Annotated in this window: 16 protein-coding genes; 6 read left to right on the top strand and 10 right to left on the bottom strand. The window is 55.0% G+C overall.

Features of this window, described 5'->3' with window-relative positions:
* Nucleotides 1-129 precede the first annotated feature (129 nt).
* Complete coding sequence (locus ACR0JR_RS16635) at nucleotides 130-1,047, bottom strand: LysR family transcriptional regulator (protein ID WP_319546293.1); 918 nt, start codon at nucleotides 1,045-1,047, stop codon at nucleotides 130-132.
* 109 nt (nucleotides 1,048-1,156) lie between these two features.
* On the opposite strand from ACR0JR_RS16635, the gene ACR0JR_RS16630 reads away from it, so the two are divergent.
* The 4 genes from ACR0JR_RS16630 (at nucleotide 1,157) to ACR0JR_RS16615 (ending at nucleotide 5,242) form a co-directional block, all read left to right on the top strand.
* On the top strand, nucleotides 1,157-2,116 hold the full coding sequence (locus ACR0JR_RS16630) for a tripartite tricarboxylate transporter substrate binding protein (protein WP_480457095.1): 960 nt from the start codon (nucleotides 1,157-1,159) through the stop codon (nucleotides 2,114-2,116).
* 69 nt (nucleotides 2,117-2,185) lie between these two features.
* Nucleotides 2,186-2,653 carry a tripartite tricarboxylate transporter TctB family protein gene (locus tag ACR0JR_RS16625; RefSeq protein WP_170782066.1) on the top strand — a complete coding sequence of 156 codons (468 nt, stop codon included), beginning with the start codon at nucleotides 2,186-2,188 and terminating at the stop codon, nucleotides 2,651-2,653.
* A 5-nt stretch (nucleotides 2,654-2,658) separates the two neighbouring features.
* Nucleotides 2,659-4,173, top strand: a complete 1,515-nt coding sequence (locus ACR0JR_RS16620; RefSeq protein WP_480457094.1) for a tripartite tricarboxylate transporter permease — start codon at nucleotides 2,659-2,661, stop codon at nucleotides 4,171-4,173.
* Nucleotides 4,166-5,242: a lyase family protein gene (locus tag ACR0JR_RS16615; protein WP_480457093.1), complete on the top strand. Its 1,077-nt coding sequence runs from the start codon at nucleotides 4,166-4,168 to the stop codon at nucleotides 5,240-5,242. Before ACR0JR_RS16620 ends, ACR0JR_RS16615 begins: the two co-directional genes overlap by 8 nt.
* Nucleotides 5,243-5,798: 556 nt before the next feature.
* Here ACR0JR_RS16615 and ACR0JR_RS16610 read toward each other — a convergent pair.
* From ACR0JR_RS16610 to ACR0JR_RS16600, 3 genes are read right to left on the bottom strand one after another with little or no spacing between them, the layout of a single operon-like run.
* Complete coding sequence (locus ACR0JR_RS16610; RefSeq protein WP_480457092.1) at nucleotides 5,799-6,698, bottom strand: plasmid partitioning protein RepB C-terminal domain-containing protein; 900 nt, start codon at nucleotides 6,696-6,698, stop codon at nucleotides 5,799-5,801.
* Entirely contained in the window at nucleotides 6,695-7,594 is a 900-nt protein-coding gene (locus ACR0JR_RS16605; RefSeq protein WP_480457091.1) for a plasmid partitioning protein RepB C-terminal domain-containing protein, read from the bottom strand. The genes ACR0JR_RS16610 and ACR0JR_RS16605 overlap by 4 nt, the downstream gene beginning before the upstream one ends.
* Complete coding sequence (locus tag ACR0JR_RS16600) at nucleotides 7,594-9,087, bottom strand: recombinase family protein (protein ID WP_480457090.1); 1,494 nt, start codon at nucleotides 9,085-9,087, stop codon at nucleotides 7,594-7,596. The genes ACR0JR_RS16605 and ACR0JR_RS16600 overlap by 1 nt, the downstream gene beginning before the upstream one ends.
* A 150-nt stretch (nucleotides 9,088-9,237) precedes the next feature.
* Between ACR0JR_RS16600 and ACR0JR_RS16595 the strand changes: the two genes are divergently transcribed.
* Nucleotides 9,238-9,618: a hypothetical protein gene (locus ACR0JR_RS16595; protein ID WP_480457089.1), complete on the top strand. Its 381-nt coding sequence runs from the start codon at nucleotides 9,238-9,240 to the stop codon at nucleotides 9,616-9,618.
* 677 nt (nucleotides 9,619-10,295) lie between these two features.
* Here the strand turns inward: ACR0JR_RS16595 and ACR0JR_RS16590 are convergent.
* Genes ACR0JR_RS16590 through ACR0JR_RS16580 form a run of 3 tightly spaced genes read right to left on the bottom strand, consistent with a single transcriptional unit; the run spans nucleotide 10,296 to nucleotide 13,408 of the window.
* Entirely contained in the window at nucleotides 10,296-12,269 is a 1,974-nt protein-coding gene (locus tag ACR0JR_RS16590; protein WP_480457088.1) for a pyridoxamine 5'-phosphate oxidase family protein, read from the bottom strand.
* Nucleotides 12,270-12,295: 26 nt separating this feature from the next.
* A complete protein-coding gene (locus ACR0JR_RS16585; protein WP_010437354.1) occupies nucleotides 12,296-12,772 on the bottom strand; it encodes a nuclear transport factor 2 family protein in 477 nt (158 codons plus the stop codon).
* Nucleotides 12,773-12,784: 12 nt separating this feature from the next.
* The gene (locus tag ACR0JR_RS16580) at nucleotides 12,785-13,408 is read right to left on the bottom strand and encodes a glutathione S-transferase family protein (RefSeq protein ID WP_480457087.1); all 624 of its coding nucleotides are present in this window, start codon (nucleotides 13,406-13,408) and stop codon (nucleotides 12,785-12,787) included.
* Nucleotides 13,409-13,514: 106 nt separating this feature from the next.
* Between ACR0JR_RS16580 and ACR0JR_RS16575 the strand changes: the two genes are divergently transcribed.
* On the top strand, nucleotides 13,515-14,417 hold the full coding sequence (locus ACR0JR_RS16575; protein ID WP_480457086.1) for a LysR family transcriptional regulator: 903 nt from the start codon (nucleotides 13,515-13,517) through the stop codon (nucleotides 14,415-14,417).
* 349 nt (nucleotides 14,418-14,766) lie between these two features.
* On the opposite strand, the gene yghX is transcribed toward ACR0JR_RS16575, so the two are convergent.
* From yghX to ACR0JR_RS16560, 3 genes are all read right to left on the bottom strand, one after another.
* On the bottom strand, nucleotides 14,767-15,654 hold the full coding sequence (gene yghX / locus ACR0JR_RS16570; RefSeq protein ID WP_170724761.1) for a YghX family hydrolase: 888 nt from the start codon (nucleotides 15,652-15,654) through the stop codon (nucleotides 14,767-14,769).
* A gap of 89 nt (nucleotides 15,655-15,743) precedes the next feature.
* A complete protein-coding gene (locus ACR0JR_RS16565; protein WP_480457085.1) occupies nucleotides 15,744-17,267 on the bottom strand; it encodes a malonate--CoA ligase in 1,524 nt (507 codons plus the stop codon).
* The gene (locus ACR0JR_RS16560) at nucleotides 17,264-18,562 is read right to left on the bottom strand and encodes a malonyl-CoA decarboxylase (RefSeq protein WP_480457084.1); all 1,299 of its coding nucleotides are present in this window, start codon (nucleotides 18,560-18,562) and stop codon (nucleotides 17,264-17,266) included. Before ACR0JR_RS16560 ends, ACR0JR_RS16565 begins: the two co-directional genes overlap by 4 nt.
* Nucleotide 18,563: the final 1 nt, after the last annotated feature.

Here is an 18,563-nt window from a genome sequence, read left to right as displayed (position 1 = left end):
ACGGTCGCAACGCGGCAGTGGTTCAGTTCGAGCCCGATGCTGCATTGTCCACCAATGACAGCTTCCTGGATGCTGGGCTCTCTGAAAGTCGAGTTTCCAAGTGAATGCTCAGTGGGACTAGTTAAATCGCTAACTAACTACCTCTATCGACTGGCTCGATGCCGCGAGTGTTGCGACATGCGATTTTAATACTTCAACGAACTGGTCGCGCGCTTCGTTTGGTTCTGAATGCAGTGGAAAGAGAAGCCCAAACGACATCCAGCGTTCAGGCGATATTGGAACTGTCCGAACACGGGTCTGATCTACATCGGCGGCCACGAGTTCATCTGCTATTGTGACACCACCGCCATCTGCTACGAGAGCACATGCCAGCGAAGAAGATGCGACTTCGCAAGTCTGTATTGGGAGTATCCCTGCGGATCGAAACATATCGTCCAATTGATCGCGCAATAGCAGTCCGTGCATGAGGCGGACAACAGGAACTTCAGCCAGATCGTCAATGGAAACTTCCATCAGATCGGCAAGCGGATGATCAATTGGTACGACGGCTTGCGCTCTTACGCGCAATAACAGCTCGGTTTGGATGTCAGGGTGTTCGACGGGCAGCGCACCAATGCCCACGTCATATTCCCTGCCGGCCAACCATTTGCCAGCTTCTCTGCGCGCTCGCACATCAAGGCTTACGTTGATATCAGGGTTTGCTCTTATGAATTGGCCAACAGCGGGGGAGGCGAGCGCGCGAGCGACGCGCGGCATGGCGACGATGCGAAGGTTCTGGGTGCGGCCTGCGCGAATCTCGGCTGCGATGCCGGGGATCTCATCCAGGTTGTCGAGGATGCGACCAGCTTCGCGATAAAATGCAAGTCCCTCGGGTGTTGGAGTGAGGTTTCGGCCGCTTCGATCAAAAAGATTAAGCCGCAACTCCCCCTCGAGTCCAGAAATCAACCGGCTGACCGCTGGTTGCGAAAGGTGCAGTATATTTGCTGCTGCAGCGAGTGATCCCTCGGACAGCGTTGCTCTGAATGCACGAAGCGCTTTGATGTTCATGTTCGCCACCGTCACTTACACTTTTTGCAAGTAAATTAAACATCTTTGCATTTTTCGCAATCGCCAACATCTGCTAGGTGAGATCAGGAGAGGAATTAGGGAGGATACTATGAAACGCAGAACACTCATTCCTGCCGTACTGGCAGGCATCGCCCTTGCGGCATCTGCCACAGCCAGCTTTGCGGCTGACTGGCCCAAACGCCCGATCAACCTGGTTGTGCCCTACAAGGCAGGCGGTGGCACTGATGCCTATGCCCGCGCTATCTCAGCAGCAGCCGAAGGCATTTTGGATGTGCCGGTTGTTGTTGTGAACAAACCTGGCTCGGGTGGCTTGAATGGTGCCAATTCTGTCGTCGGCGCCCGGTCCGACGGCTATACTATGATGATGACGTCTGGTGGCTCATTCTTGCTATCCACCATGACCCGCGACACTGACATTGATGCGCTGGACAGCTTTGAGTTCGTCGCACAGGTCGGCCAATTGCAAACCTCGCTGATGGTCCCGAAAAACAGCCCATTCCAGTCTGTTCAAGACGTGATCGACGCGGCTAAAGCTGATCCTGGCTCGCTTCGTTGGGCGCATTCAGGCCGCGGAGGTTTCCACCATGTGGGCGGTCTGGGCTTTCTGGCCAATAACGGCATTGAAGCGCAAGACGTTCCATTCAAAGGTGGTGGCCCGACCCGTGCTGCTCTCATCGGTGAGCAAGCCGACTTCGGCTTCTTGGGCGTACAGCAGCTTGCCGGTTTCGAAGACCAACTGCGCGCACTGGCCGTCAACAGTCAAGAACGCGACGGCATCATGACGGATGTGCCTGCCTTTGGAGAATTGGGCATACCGTTTGCCGCAGTTTCCTCGCCGGTGATTGTTTTCGCCCCGAAGGGCACGCCTGCTGAAGTGGTCGCGGCAATGGAAACAGCGCTGGAACAGATCGCAGCAAAACCTGAATTTGCTGAATTGCTGGCGTCGCGCGGCACTGGTCCGGTCTATCAGAACGGCGCAGACGCCAGAGCAACGCTGAGCTCTATGAAAGAGGACGCCACCCCATTGGTAGAAAGTTTGACCAACTAAGTCCTCATGGCCGGGGTATCGATGATCTCCCGGCTTCTTTCTGTCCACGCATTATTCAGGGAGGAAGACATGCGCGCTTATGCCGAAGGATTCGTGCTGGCCGTCGTTTCATTAGTGGCCATCTGGGGCGCCTGGCAGGTGCCCGCTGCATCGCCTGGAGACACCTGGGCCGGGATCGTGCCCTTTGCAGCCTCTGTCGCGCTTTTGGGCTTGTCTGGCCTCTTGCTGGTAGGTGCATCACGTCAGACCGGAGACGTTGTCGCTGCCGGTTCAGATAACGGTGCGACCGTTCAGATCATCGCGCTGTTCATCATTGCGTTGATCTACCAACAATCATTCCGCTGGTTCGGGTATTTGCTGCCAACCGCCATCGTGGCTCCCATTGTGCTTTATATGTTCGGTGTGCGGAGCTGGATTGGTCTTGCGATCTCTGTTGTCATCTGCCCGCTGGTTTTCCACCTCATCTTTTTTGTGCTGCTTGGTGTCTTCCCGCCCTATGGCGAAGTGTTTGACCTGCTCAGCTGGATACAGGGGTAAATCTCATGGAAATTTTTCCCGCCCTTCTTTCGGTTATCACTGACCCAATGCTGCTCTTTGCCATTGTTCTTGCCGCTGCAGTTGGCATGATAGTGGGCGCAACGCCGGGTCTGACGGCATCAGCTGCAATCGCGATGCTGTTGCCCATCACATTCTATATGTCACCCCTCTTCGCGCTCGCCTTTCTTTATGTGATCGGAAAATCCGGGCGATATGGCGGCTCCATCGCGGCGATCCTATTCAATACGCCTGGCACTGCCGCGAGTGCTGCGACGCAGATTGACGGCTATCCGCTGGCCCGCGCTGGTAAGGCGGGCAAGGCAATGAAGGTTGCCACGATCTCCTCCGTGATCGGCGATCTCATGGGCGACGTTCTGTTGGTTGTCGGCGTGGGGTTCATCGCCGCAATTGCGCTGAAACTCGGACCCCCAGAGACCTTTGCGATCTACTTTGCGGCCTTTGTTGTTATCGGCTCAGTAATCGGAAAATCCATTGTCAAGGGTCTGGCCTCCGCGCTCCTGGGTATATTGGTGGCAATGGTGGGGCTCGATCCGATTTCCAGCGAAGAGCGTTACACATTCGGCTCGTTCGATCTCTCCAACGGGATCGGCCTCGTACCGCTGATGATTGGTGTCTTTGTCTTGGGTGAAGTCTTTGCGCAACTTGAAGAACGCCGCAAAGCAACTGGCGAGACCAAGGAAAACGAAAGCTCCGCTGACGGCAATGATCTGACATGGGAAGAATACAAACCCTGTCTGCCCCATGCCGTCCGGGGCGGGTTCATCGGTGCTGGCATTGGTGTGCTGCCGGGGCTGGGGTCTGCGATTGCGGCGTTCATCTCTTATGGGGAAGGCAAGCGCCGCGCGAAGAACCCTGAACAATGGGGCAAGGGCGCATTAGAAGGTGTCGCCGCGCCAGAAGCCGCCAACAACGCGGTATCCGGTCCATCGATGGCTCCGCTGCTGACATTGGGAATTCCCGGCTCGACCATCGGCGCGATCCTGTTGGGCGTGTTCCTGATCCATGGCATTCAAGTCGGCCCGACGCTGTTCCTGACCGACAAGGAACTGGTCTACAAGCTCTTTGCCTGCGGGATGCTCGGCATCCTCGCCTATGGTCTGATCGGATACTTCGGTGCCACGCAAGTCGCCCGACTGATCCTGAAAATCCCGACCAATGTGCTCTATCCACTAATCTTCATGACCGCATTCGTAGCAGCCTACTCGGCGCGTGGGTCCATGTTCGATGTGACGGTGATGACCTGCGCCGGGTTCGTCGGCTGGCTGATGCGCAAAAATGATTTCAACATTGCGGCCTTCGTGATCTCATTTGTTCTGGCCAAAGGAGCAGAAGAAACGTTCCGGCAATCACTGCTGATGTCGGATGGTGGTGCGCTTATCTTTGTCGAGCGCCCGATCGCACTTGCCTTCCTCATCCTTGGTGCCGGGGCGATTGCCTTCCGCATTCGCGGCATCATGAAAGAACGCAAACTGGCGCAGGGAGGGTTAGGCGATGCTTGAATGGCAGCTCATGCAAGACAGCTTTTCCAGCACAGATATGCGACACATCTGGTCTGAATCCTCGACAATCTCTGCCTGGATCAAAGTCGAACAAACATTGGCGCGCACGCAAAGTGATGCGGGTCTCGTGCCGAATGAAGCTGTTGTTGCGCTCGACGGGTTTGGCATCGGACAGCTCGATCAGGAGCGCTTGCGGCAGGACATGGCGCTTGTCGGGCGACCCATTGTGGGATTGGTCGAGCAACTGCGCGAACACGTCGGCAAGGATCTCGCCAAGTTCGTCCATTTCAATAGTACGACACAAGATATCATGGACACAGCGCTTGCGATGCAAATGAAGCTCGGTCTGGCGACTGTATTGAGCGACCTCGATCAGCTCGTTTTTTCCCTGACGGGCTTGATCAAGGAGCACCCCAACACGCGAATAATCGGGCGCACCAACGGGCAACACGCGATCCCGATGCTGCTCCGGATCAAGTTTGAAGTTTGGCGCGCGGAGCTTCTACGTCGTCGCGAGGTGATCACCGAAGCGGAAAAGCGTGGGGTGTTCGTTCAGGTCGGTGGACCGTTAGGGGATTTGTCAAATTATAGCGATGGAACAGGGACAGAGATAAAGGTGCGTATGGCAGAGGCGCTTGGTCTGGGCGTTGCAGAACCTCATTGGCAAAACGCGCGTGACGGCGTGGCCGATATTGTCACTGCCCTCGGCGCGCTGTGTGCGACGATCTGCAAAATAGCCCACAACATCAACCTGCTTTCATCCAGTGATATCGGTGAGATCCGCGAATGCCATGAAAACGGTAAGGGTGCTTCATCCTCAATGCATCATAAACGCAACCAACGGGCCAGTGAATTTGCCGAGGCTGTAGCAAGATTGGGGCGCCAAAGGTCGGAGCAAATCGGGGAACTGACTCTGCACCAATATGAGCGCTCTGGCGGTGTTTGGGTCGGTGAGTGGCTTGTCGTTCCTGAAGTGTTCTTGCTGTCGTCAGGAGCTTTGTCATGGGCAAATCGGATGCTATCTGATTTGAGGGTCGACGAAGGCGGGATGGAACAGAATTTAATCTGAGAAGAGTTAAGAAACGATAGCCGTCATTCGCGTTGTTGCAGTGAACGGCAACGCTGTCCACTCCTCGTTGGTCGAATTCGCGCGCAGCGAAAGGGCGGTTCGATTATCACCCCTCAGAGTGGCTACTGTTGACCGTTCTGGTGACACATGCTGCTTCATAGTGAGAGCCATGCCGCGCCAGCGAGTGTTTTCTGCGTCAGCAATAGCGGCGTCAGCAAAAGACGGCTGTGTCCGCGAGGCAACCTTTCGTACTTGTTCCATTGAACGGCCATCACTCAACCAGAGATCGCTTCACATAAAACCGGTTCAGCGATGTTCGCGGTACGTTACGAAGATGCGTTTCAGCCAAAAGTTGTCTGCGCGTGCCTCTGTATCGGGAAACACGCGCGGACTTTCGAGAAACCTGCCGGGCGTCTGGCCCGGAATGATGGGCTCCGACGGGTTCGCCGTCCTCCCCATCGCCGCGCTTGATCCGCCCCACCGTGCGGCGTCTCCAGCGGTCCCCGCGCTTGATGGGTCCGGGTCCCCAAAATCAATTCCAATCAGCCGTGAGGGTTCAGGAAGTGAAGGCCTCGTTTTCTGTGATCTTTTCAAACACGGGTAAGAACGCGTCATGGTGCAGCGAAAGGTAGCGTGTGATCTGCTCGCTGCGCATCAGTTTCGCGATGAACCCGCGTGTCAGGACCAGATCGAGATGATCCGCACCGTAGCTGTCTTCGACAAGGCGGACCTCGCGTTCCAGATTGGCAGACTCGCGCTCCATCAGCTCCAGCTGTTCGCGCGAAATGCCTTTGATCTTTTTCGGTGTTGCCGCTGACACCAACTGGCGCTCGGGTGTCGCGGCCAGAAGCGATCGGGCATAGTTGATCGTGAACTTATTCATGGCGACCATCAGTTGCGCCGCTTCAATCTGGCGGATTGGCTTCATCTTTTTCAGAATCTGAAACCCGGTCAAAGCCACTTGTTTGTCTTTCAGTAGTTCCGCCGCCTCATCGCAAATACCATCCAGAAGCTGGCGTTTCTGCTTCAGGGTCTTGATGTTGACATTTAGCGCGCTCGCCAAACGGGCCTCTGGTACGCCAAGTGAGAGGGCTCTCAGGATCATCTTGTGCTCTTGAATGGTCGCGAGACGAGAGATGCGTTTGTTGTAGGTGAAGGCTTCGTCGTCCGTGGAAACAAGACATCGCGCATGTGTCTGACCCTGGTCTTTCAAAACCTCAAGGCGCAGATGCCCATCAAGCAAAGTATATTGACCAGCGTTGTATGGGTCGCGGGCCACAACAATAGGTTCAACAAGACCGACGTCCTGAATAGATGTGATGATCTGTTTGAACTTGATGCTGGCCTTCTTTTGCGGCGTGAGCACATAGAGCGGCGCGATGTTCTCGAATGAGAGTGTCACCAGCTCCTGTTCAAAAGCAGCTACAACCGTCCGTTCTTTCCTGGTCACCGTCATGCGGACACCTCCTCGGATTTTGCCAGGCGATCTGCAACCTGCTTTGGCAGGCTGATCAAGCCTTCGGCGCGAAGCAATGTGACGAAGTTTTCGTCAGTCATCAGGGTCTTAAGCGCTTCTGTCAGAAAGAGCAGTTCGCTGCGCGTTGCATTTGCTTTTCTCAGCAACACCTTCTTTTTCTCGACATCGTTTTCATAAGTCTTGAGCAGACTTTCGACCGACAGGCTTTTACGCGGTCGTTCGCCAGTGGGCGCGCGGCCCTTGCCATGCTTCTGGCGCGCCTCAACCAGACGCTTGGCCGCCAGGAGTCTGCCGCCGCGCAGAAGCTTTTTTTCATAAGCTTGCCTCAGAACACGTTGCACGCCGACGTCATCCGCGTCCGCAATGTCAACGGCAACACTGACCGGAATCTTACCGCTCTCCACTGCACGCAGAAGGCGGTGTTCGTGACTTTCCAGAAGTTTAATGACGCCGTGGACATACTTCTTGGACAGCTGAGTCTTGGCGGCGATTTCAGTTTCAGAGTAACCCCTTTCTTTGAGGCGCCCAATGTCTCTGAGCAAGTCCAGCGAATGGTGGTGCCTGCGCGCCAGGTTTTCCACCAGGCTCATAACAAGGCAATCTTCGCTGCTGGCATCTATGACGATCGCCGGTATTCCAGATTGGCCAAGAACCTTGAATGCCTCAAGACGGCCCTGGCCGCAGACCAATTCGTATGCTGGCTCACTTCCGTCCTCAGTCTCACGCGCAGCAACCGTTATGGGTCTTTTCAACCCAAGCTCCGCGATGTTCGCAGTAATCTCGTCGAAAACCTTTTTGTTCCTAAGTCTTGGGTTGACGACGGTAATTGCATCGACAGGAACAAGAACAGCGCGTCCGACCGGCGCATGGTCCATCACGCTGCCCCCAGTATTGGCGTACGTGCGGCCATGTCGAAGAAATTAGCCAGGTTATCGAAGCGGAATGCATCAAGGGACAAACCGTTGTTTTCCGCCAAGCGCAGCTTTGATTTGGTCATGTCAAAGGTGGGCAGCAAGTAGTAGTCGAGCGGCGTTCTGTTTGACTGCCCCATCCTGACGACGATGGACATGTCGGGGAGCTGGCCGGTGTTCAAACGAATGTTCCAGCGATACGCACCTGCGCCTGTCTGAAGACAGCGCGCAATGACAATTGAAACGGTGAACTCGTCATTGATGATGAGGGTATCTGTATTGGGGTCACGGGCGACATCTCCGCCAACGGCTTCGACTCCGGCGATGATGTCCCGGATGATGTCGGAATGCAGGCTGCGCAATCGTTTGTTGATCTCAATGTACCGGTAATCTCTGTCAGATTTGAAGCCGACGAGGCTGTAAGCACGCAACAGGCTCCCAAATCTGTTCTGATGGGCCCCGCTGGATGGAAGCTTTGGCGCTTCATTGATGACAAAGCCCGAGAGGTACCCGTTTTCCTCCAAAACCTCCTTTAGCCGATCTAGCATTTCTTCGTCGGACAATACATGGGAGCGGGCTGCAATAATTGCTCCGGCAGCGTCGAACAGGTTGGCGTCAACGATTGCTTCAAAGGCACCAACAGCGCGGACCCAATTTTCCGGATCGTTCCGGACATGGCGTTTCTTGAGTTTGAAGGAATTGCGGTTCCAGAGATTATTCCCGATGTATTTTTCGTTGGTCAGAATTTGACGCACAACCGCCGGTGACCAATCCCGATCCAGATCAGTTCGAATTCCGCGCTGGTTCAAGTCTGACGCAATCTCAGCGTCAGACCAACCGTCGTTCACAAACCTCAAGAAGATCTGATTCACTATTGCGATTTCATCGGCAGGACCCGGAACAAGTGTTACTCGGTCGGTCTGAATACTCTTGTGTTCACCTCGCGAAAGAATGCCCTTGGTACGTCCTGCTTCATCAATCAGCATTCGCCGCAACCCGAACCCAGCTGCGCCGCCTTGTCGATAGCCCAACTCGATCAGCCGCTGCTGCCCCGCAAAGACTTTTTGCGAAAGCTCGCGACTGTATTCGCCTGCCATTGCCCGCTTTAAACCTTTGACGATGGTGGACATTGGGCTGCCATCATTCTCGAACTGCTCCGCGCAGTACTCGACCGAAATGCCCGCCCGTTTGCAGATATACTCGTAGTAGGCGCTTTCATCCGCGTCCTGGAAGCGCCCCCAACGGCTGACATCGTAAACGAGAACAGTTCCGAATTCGGTCTGGCCAGCTTCGATGTCGTCGATCAATTGCGATAGGCCTGCGCGGCCTTGAATTCTCAATCCGCTTTTGCCTGCATCAGAATAGGTTCGAATAATTCTGTAGCCGCGTTCATCGGCATAGCGCTGGATGGCGTCGGCCTGGTTTTCGGTCGAGTAGCGCTGATGCTCTGTCGACATGCGAACGCACTGTGCAGCGTTCTGGCGGTTTTCCCTGTCTGTCTTGTTCTTCGGCCAACTCAATGCTGCGGCTCCCACCACTCAAATTTGCAAACCTATACGGGAACTCTGCGATTCCTTTCTCAATCCTAAAGGGAGAGGTCCGGAAACATGTTTCATAAAAAGGGCAACACGTTTCATCGAAAGTGCGACGAGCGCGTATCGGCGTCAGAATACAGGGAGGCGATCAGCGACGCTCTCTCTCAAGAACTGGGTGGGGCAGGGCGAGCTACAAAATCAACGATGCGGTGGACTGGAGCAAGTGAACGAACGGCTAAGAACTGGATATCTGGCTCATACGGACCAACAGGCGAGAACCTGATCGCATTGATGAAACATTCAGACACAGTTTTTGCAGTCGTGCTCGAATTGGCCGGACGGAGCGAAGCGCTATCAGTAGCACGGCTAAAGCTTGTCAGAGAAGAACTGGCCGAAATCTTGAGTGATTTAGATGTGATCTGTGCGGATGAGGACGATCAAAAACCGGAATAGACTCTTTCGGCTGCTCCAACGCGATGGAAAGCCTTTGAGTCGCAAATGGCAAAACTCGTGCGCCCATGAAAACTGAATGATTCAATATCAATGACTTAGCTGTCGTTGAATGGCAGAACTATGTGTCGCCCGACAACTTGTGTCAGGCGACACATAGTTCTGCCACCAGCGACAGAACCTTGCCATTTTCGCCTCACTTCCTTCATCCAGCACTTAGACCGATTTCATTGATCCTGACTTCCTTTTGGGAAAATCAGGGCTGATTTGCAGATCAGACGCCGAAGGCGCCTGTTCCTGCTGATCTGCCACGTGGCGAACGCGGATGGGGGCGACCCAACCGTCACAGTTGGACCAGAAACAAGGTGGACGCTCGACACTGGAAGGTATCCCAAAAAATTCTCCTATTAGAAAATGAGAATAGATCCTGAGCTGCAGATCAGTTGCTGGAGATAGAACTTAGTTCCAACTTTTTTGGGTGTCGGTTTGCTGTTTCTCGCGGCCCAAACCGGACCTTGAGCGAAGCGTTCAGTTTCTGCGAGTGCAACCTACTTAGCGGTCATTGGTCCGGGACAGCACTAAGGAGTCCGGTTTCGAGTCGGTGAACGCCTTTCCTAAACCCAACCACAGAGTTGATGATCCTGTCCTGAAAAGTCATCATCAGGTTTTTTGTCCCCCTATCAAAACACAAATGTCTCGCGATGACGTTTTGCTTCCTCAATGCCCAACTCTTTGAGTGCCGCGTCCGTGCTGGTCATCATAGCTTCAGGACCGCACATATACACATCTCGCATTCCGAGATGCGTGACCGATTGAATGTCTGCGCTATGCATGCGTCGCTCCTCAAGCTTGAGCGGCTGATCGGTGAATGTTGCGTCCAAACCATCGCGTGCAGATTTCGCAGCCAATGGGTTTTCGCCCGCGCTTTGAAACGCGACAATACGTAGTGTCACCTGATCCGAAACAGAGCCGTTTTGCTCCGCAAAGTGCTGCAGAACTGCGATGTCATCGTCCCGGCCGGAAAACAGAAGCACGATATCGATTGACCGGTGCTGCGGGTAAGCCGTTGCCACTCGTTTGATCCCGTCCCACATCGCCATAAATGGGGTGATGCCAACACCGCCCGCGATCCAAAGCATCTTTTCTGGGAGGTTTGGGCGGCTGCCCTCGACCGCTTCGGAAAAACAGGAAAAGCCCGCGCCGGTACCCTTGAACTGAACTGGAAGTTTGTGCGCGATCAGCTTTTCCGCGTTGGAGTGCAGAACATTGGACATCAGACCGCCTGGTTTGCGTTTGACCGTAACACTTACCCGATTGGTCGTGCGAAAGGCGTTACTCTCTTTGTCAAACTTAGGCGCGCTGGAAAGCGTCCATGTGCGGACGTAGTCCTCGTTCACAAGCTGAGGGTTTGCCTCATTCATGTGGCTATATCCGGCGTCCACGAGGTCTGAGAAGCCAAAGACGCCAAATCCGCCCGGCAACGGGGCTTTGATCGGTTTAGACAGCGCGAATTCGAAGGTACTGATTGTGCTGGACAGCGGTTTTGTTGCGACAAGCTTGGCGGTCAATGGGATTGCGGCGGCGTGCGCCTCGATTGCGTGCCCCATCTGCTCCAACTCTGCGCGCAAGTATTTGACCGGCGGATTGTAGGGGGAGAGCTGCTCTGGTGATGCCAACTTGAGGTTCAGGCCTCCGCGCACGAAAACCGCGCCCGTCACCTTGATACGTGTCAGCAGGCTCAAGCGCGGCATCAAAGCGTCTGCGTCATCCCCAAGCAGATTTTCGGCGTCCCCCGTGATGTAGAGGATCCCACCCGTTGCAAAGTCTGGAAAGACCAGCCCAACCTGCGGGTCCGTTTCGATATTGCCCAGCGACTGGTAGAAGCGATTGCCAGAATGATCGGGCAGCATCAAATAGGTCGTGACCTGTGCCCCATCGTCCTCTTCATAGAGGCGGATAAAGCCGGGCGCGCCACCGCGATGGTTGACGCCCATATCGGTCTGAACACCTGCAGCGGTGTCATCACTTGTGTGTTTTGTCGCCAGAAACACAGTACTTGCGCGCGCCACAACGGATTTGGCCTCATCAGGCAACGCAGATATGGGCGCGTCAAAGCTGTCATGGACAATTTCAGGACTGCGCTTGTCGTGCACCAGGTTACGGACAGTGATGTACTTGGGGCAGTTCCCCAGGTGCTGATCAGACAAGAGCTGTAACTTGATCTTCCCTCCGCCCTCGACACTTGCGGCACGTATGGAACCCGCGATTTTGTTTCGTCGGCGATTGGCGAAGTCGATCCCAACCCCGGCAAAAAGCCGCGCCTCAAGGCCCGATGCTGGATCTTGGTCCACAGCGCGCAAGAACGGGTCATGCGGATTGGTTTCCGCCACCACATGTGTGCTGTTCCGGCCATCAATCTGAATGCCAACGGATGGGTCGTTGTCTGACTGTGTGACTAGAAGGCTGACCCATGGGCGCCCCTGACGATCAAGCGTTGCGAGCGGCAAATTGGACAGACCCGAAAAGAAATCCGCATGCTGTTTCGGCATGTCGCTTTCGATGTAGTGCGGAATCGCATCGCTCAGCTCTTTGGGAGTGTGACGCCGCTCTTGCAGCATCAACTCACCTCTGTGCGATTTATGTATCTGTGCCATCGCTTGATCCATTCACGTTCGCCGCGTCAGAGCCCTAAATCGCTCAGACCGGGGTGGTCATCCGGACGGCGCCCCAACGGCCAGCGGAACTTTCGATCCGCCTCTTGGATGGGGTGCTCATTGATGCTGGCAAACCGGCGTTCCATGTAGCCATCCTTGTCGAACTCCCAATTTTCATTGCCATAGGCCCGGAACCAGTTTCCGCTGTCATCGTGGTACTCATAGGCGTAGCGGACCGCGATGCGATTGCCGTCATGTGCCCAAAGCTCTTTGATCAGACGGTAGTCCAGTTCCTTGGCCCACTTCCGGGTCAAGAACTCCTCAATCTGATCGCGCCCTTGGGGAAACTCGATCCGGTTGCGCCACTTGCTGTCCGGCGTGTAGGCCAGCGCGACCTTGGCCGGATCCCGGCCGTTCCAGCCGTCCTCAGCGAGGCGCACCTTTTGAATGGCGGTTTCTAATGAGAACGGTGGCAAAGGATGCCGTTGGGCTTCGGTCGTCATGGGTTTGCCCTTTCACTCTGCAACAAGACCAACAGCGGTTGCCGGCATGGGTTCAAAACCAGGCAACGCCTCGAACCGAGCGAGCCAAGCGCGGATGTTCGGGTAGGGCTCGAGAGAGACATTCCCTTCCGGTGCGTGTGCCGTATAAGAATAGCTCGCCACATCAGCGATCGTGGGCCGTGCGCCCACAAGCCAATCGCTGCCAGTGAGCCCGTGTTCCAGTTTTTGCATTGCTTTTTCGGCAGTCGCAGCGGCGAACTCTGGATCCAGCGGCGCGCCAAAAACGGTAATCAACCGTGCAGCACAGGTCCCAAATGCAATCTCTCCAGCCGCCAACGTGAGCCAGCGCTGCACATTGGCTTCTCCGACCGGATCAGTTGGCATCCAATCAGGTGCATAGGTCCGCGCAAGATAGACAAGGATCGCGTTCGAGTCGGACACAACAACCTCGCCATCCTCTAGAACCGGGACTTGCCCATTCGGGTTCATGGCAAGAAATTCAGGTGATTTATGCGCACCAGCGGCCAGATCAACAGGAACGGCATCATGTGCAATCCCAGCGAGTTTTGCAAAGACCAAGGCGCGATGTGCGTGGCCTGATTTTGCGAAATGATGAATGCGAACGGCGTTGGACATGTGTATCTCCAGTAAATTTGAGCTGCTGAATGACCAATATAGGTTGCACCCAATGATGATAATCGCCTATTGTTGCCCAAGTTTAAGCCCTGAAAGGGCGCAATAAGTGGACAAAATCGATCGCATGCGGGCCTTTGCGCTGGTCGCAAAGAATGCGTCTTTTACCGTTGCAGCGCAGCGCATGGGGCGGTCTGCGCGTTTGGTCAGCAAATACGTCGCTGATCTGGAAAACGCGCTTGGTGTGCAGCTGCTCAATCGCACGACGCGTAGCGTCTCTTTGACAGATGTCGGGGCAACATACCTGACGCTGTGCGAGCCACTTCTAGACGGGTTTGACGAGCTCGAAGACCGGGTCAGAAATGAGCAGACCTCGTTGCGCGGCGTAATCCATATTTCGGCGCCAACGGGGTTTGGCGTATTGCGTTTGATCCCTTCACTCGCCAAGTTTGCCGAGAAACATCCCAATGTGGAGCTTGATCTAAAGTTCTCTGATCGCAGAGCGTCAATTGTTGAGGAGGGCCTCGACCTCGCTGTCAGGATTGGCCCCATGCGGGACAGCTCGCTCAAGGTTCGGCAATTGGGCCGCATGCCCCTGGTTGTCTGTGCCTCACCGGCCTATCTGGAGCGCGCAGGGCGCCCGAGCCATCCGCGAGCTCTTGCATCGCATGAATGCATCCTCGATGGCAACATGACTGAGCCCACGGTGTGGAGGTTCAGTATCAGCGGTCATGAAGAGGCCGTCCATGTCAATGGGCGCTTCCGAATGAACGCCCCCGCGGCATCAGCGCGCCTTGCTGCACAAGGCGCAGCCATCGCACGGTGCCCCGCCTACACCGTCGCCGACGCATTGCACTCCGGCGATCTGGTCGAGCTTTTTCCCGAAAACCGAGTGTCGCCATATGTCGTCGCTGCGCTGTTTCCGCAGAACAGGCGCATTACAACTCGGGTACGCGCGCTTCTGGATCATCTAGCAGGCGACCCGGCTTTATGCCCTGATGGCAAGCGCTGACGGCCCATTTCCGACATTCGTTCATACGACGCCGTATGTCCGCTTACATTACCTTTCGGAACTTTCTGGCCACCTTCGCGGCGGTGCCCTCGTCAATGCCGCGAAGAGAAGCACTAGTGGCCACGATAGTATCCAATGAGCGGCGGATGGTCGTCATCGTCGACAGTCATTTGGCGGTTGATAGCCCCTGTCTCAAAGGCATCCATCGGACTGGAAGGGCCAAGGGCTCATAGCGTTCTATCTTACTAAGTAAGTTAGAATGCTTGGGCTTCCCGGGAAATACTCTCAGTGCATTGTGGGCGTCGGCAAAGCGATATCAACGCAAGAATGGCTTCGCAGCACACCCCAATTACTCCAGATAGGTTTTGAACCATTCAATTGTGCGGTCCCAGGCCAGGTTTGCCATCTCCTCGTCATAGCGTGGCGTGCTGTCGTTATGAAAACCGTGGTTGGTGTTTTCGTAAATATAGGCCTCGTATACCTTGTCGTTGGCCTGCAGGGCGGCCTCAAAGTCTGGCCAGCCCGCGTTGATGCGTTCGTCGAGCTCACCCATCTGAACAAGCAACGGCGCTTGAATTTTGGCCACATCCTCGGCCGCTGGCTGGCGCCCGTAGAACGGGACACCAGCGGCCAGTTCGGGATAGGCCACAGCAATTGCGCTGACCACACCGCCGCCGTAGCAGAAACCAACAGCGCCGACCTTTCCAGTGCAATCATCTCGGTTCAATAGATATTCAAATCCATTGAAGAAATCGTTCATCAATTCGACCCGGTCCACTGTCTTTTGCAGCTCGCGCCCATCCGCGTCGTTGCCTGGGTATCCTCCCACTGACGTCAGACCATCGGGGGCCAGTGCCATAAACCCGGCCTTCGCCAATCGGCGCGCCACATCTTCGATGTAGGGGTTAAGGCCGCGGTTTTCGTGGATTACCAATACCGCGGGCAGGGGCTCTTCAACGCCGGCGGGTCGGACAAGGTAGCCGCGAACATCACCGGTTCCATTCGGTGAAGGGTAGGTGATGTAGTCCGCGTGGATATCAGGATCGTTGAACGACACTTGCTGAGCCATCGCGTAGTTCGGGCTGAGCATGTTCAGCAGCGCGACCGCTGTCACGCCGCCGACCGCGAACTTGCCTGCGCGGTCCAGGAATTGGCGCTTGGTGATCTTGCCGTGCGCGTAAAAGTCATACAGGTCCAGAAGTTCCTGGTCGAAGTCTTTTGCGGTCATGCGAGTCATTGTGGATCTCCTGATGAGTTTGGCAGTCTGAAGGGTGGGTAGTATCCGATCTGAAGGTCTTGATTTGATTGAGCGTCTGGATAGGCTTCCTAAGATGCCGCCGGTGATAGTTCCTTGTTCGCGTACCGTTCGCGCAGCACGTTCTTTTGAACTTTTCCCATAGTGTTTCGCGGCAACTCCTGGACGAGTTCGTAGCGACGAGGATGTTTGAATCGCGACAGCTTGTTTCTGATGATCGACTCGATCTGTTCCACCTGAAGCTGTGCTCCAGGCTCGGCAACCAAAGCAGCAATAATTGCTTCTCCAAATTCGTCGTCGGGAACCCCGAAGACCGCCGATTCCTGAACACCATCGACATCGTTCAAAACGTCTTCAATTTCTTTGGGGTAGACGTTGTAACCACCGGTAATGATCAGGTCCTTTGACCGACCTACTATCGACAGGTAGCCATCCTCGCTGTATTGGCCCAGATCTCCGGTGATGAAAAATCCATTTTCTCGAAGCTCTTCAGCCGTTTTTTCGGGCATTTGCCAATAGCCCTGAAAAACATTGGGGCCACGCACTTCGATCATTCCGACATCGCCCTGGGGTAGCGGTTCTCCAGTTTTAGGGTTGGTTACGATCACCTCGGTGCCGGGTAGGGCCATACCAACAGTTCCCGCGCGACGCTCACCTCTATAAGGGTTAGAGGTGTTCATGTTCGTTTCGGTCATACCATAGCGCTCAAGGATACGGTGGCCGGTGCGCGTTTCGAACGCCACATGGGTCTCTGCCAGCAAAGGGGCTGAACCGGAAATGAACAGACGCATGTTCTCTGTGATCTCGTCGGTGAAACCATCATCCGCCAGCAACCGGGTATAGAAAGTGGGGACACCCATCAGAAGGGTTGAATTCGGCAGTTCTTCCAAGATCATATCAGTGTCGAAATTTTTCATTAGCCGCACTTTGGAACCGGCGAGTAGTGATGTGTTCATCGCCACGAAAAGCCCGTGCGTATGAAAGATGGGCAACGCGTGAATTAAGCGATCAGCGTCGGTGATACCCCACATATCCACAAGGGCTTGGGCATTGGACAGCAGGTTTCGGTGGCTGAGCATCGCGCCCTTGGACCGGCCCGTGGTACCTGAAGTGTAAAGAAGCGCCGCGAGGTCTTCTGGCGCGCGATCCACGGTTTCGAATGCACAAGGTTGTGCGTCCGCATCGCGGCTCAGGCTTGAATTTTTGCTACCCAAGGTCAGCAGCTTTGCGCCGGACCGGGTTGCCAATTGCTCGAATTCAACTTTGTCGTTGCTGTCGCAAACGATTAACGCAGGTTGCGCATCAGAGATGAAATAGTCCAACTCTGCCATGGTATAGGCGGTGTTTAGGGGCAGGTAGACAGCACCTGCCTGAACCGAAGCGGCATAGAGCGCAATCGTGTCAGCCTGCTTGGGCGCTTGCACAACGATGCGGTCGCCGGGGGAAACTCCGCTGTTCTGCAAGACATGCGCGATTTGCGCGGTGCGCTGCAGAAACGCATCATAAGTAACCACCTGGCCATTATCGAGTTGCAGGAATGGAGCCGTGTTGCCCTCATGGCGGGCAAACAAACTGTCGTAAAGTGTATTAGTCACGCTGTATTTTCCCTAGGCTTTACTGCAAGCGTCGCAGTTGAAGCCGCGCGAATTGAACGCGAGGCTTGGATCGTGGCACGTGTCGCGAATTCTTCGTGGTAACGTTCTGTTTTGTTCAAATCGTAAAGGTAATTGACCATCGCACCTCCGGACTGGGCGCGTCCGTTTGGCGACTGATCTGCCTGGGCATGCAGTTCATGAAGCTCGGCACCATTTCCCAAGTGAAAGCGCGCCACAGGGTCAAGCGGCATTCCATCTTCGCGCTTGGCGAAAATCAAGTACCGGGCGGCCATCGCGCGCACGTCCTGCGGTGTTGCTGTTTCTGCAAGCACGGCCTCGGCGGCATGCCCGTGTTCCGGGTTGTCTGTTTCACGAGACAGCCACCGGTTTAGCCCCGGTATCGGCGACAATGTCACAAAGGTATCAAGCCCGCGAAGCTCCCGCGAAAGCTCGGTCACAACCTGCTTTATCAATAGATTCCCAAAGCTGATGCCCGCCAAACCCTTTTGGCAGTTTGAAATGGAATAGAACGCCGCGACCTTTGCCTGCTCGGTTTCGATCGGTTCTCGTGCTTCGGATAGAAGCGTATCTATTGCATTCGGGATTTCAGCGGTCAGAGCGACCTCAACAAAAATCAGTGGCTCATCTGGCATCGAGGGGTGGAAGAACGCAAAACATCGACGGTCCGGTGGGTAGAGCCGTCGCCGTAAGTCGTCCAGATCGTTGATCTGGTGCACCGCTTCATAGGCGACGATCTTATCCAGAACGCGGGCAGGGGTGTCCCAGCTAATTTGCTTGAGGACCAGAAAGCCTCGGTTGAACCAGCTGCGCAATAAATGGACGAAATCGATATCCGTTCGCTTGAGTTCCGGTTTGGATTTGAGAAAGCGCAGCAGATCAACGCGCATGGCTACAAGTTCCTGTGTCGCACCAGACGGCTGGTTCAGCCGTCGCAATAACTCTTGCCGCCGTGGCTCTGAAACTTCACTAAGCCTTTGATAAAGTTTGACACTTTGGTCGCTGGCGTAGAGGCGGGCTGCTTCAGAAAGCTGTTTTGCGTCCAACTCAAGTTGGTCATTCAAATAGACAAAAAAGTCTAGTTTCTCTGCATCATTCAGAGTGTGGTAGCGCTCAAGGATCGTAGACGCGAGCGTGAATCCTGAAACTTCACCTTCCGCAGATAAAAGCGCCTCACATAGTTCGGAAATGGACCGTTTGTCATCCTTGCCACGCCTTTTGTCAGGGCGGTCCAGCAATTGGTTTAGTAGATCACCCAGAAACCAATTCTGCTGCATT

This window comes from Ruegeria sp. AA3, from assembly GCF_056542905.1.
This window is presented reverse-complemented; position numbering and strand designations above follow the sequence as displayed.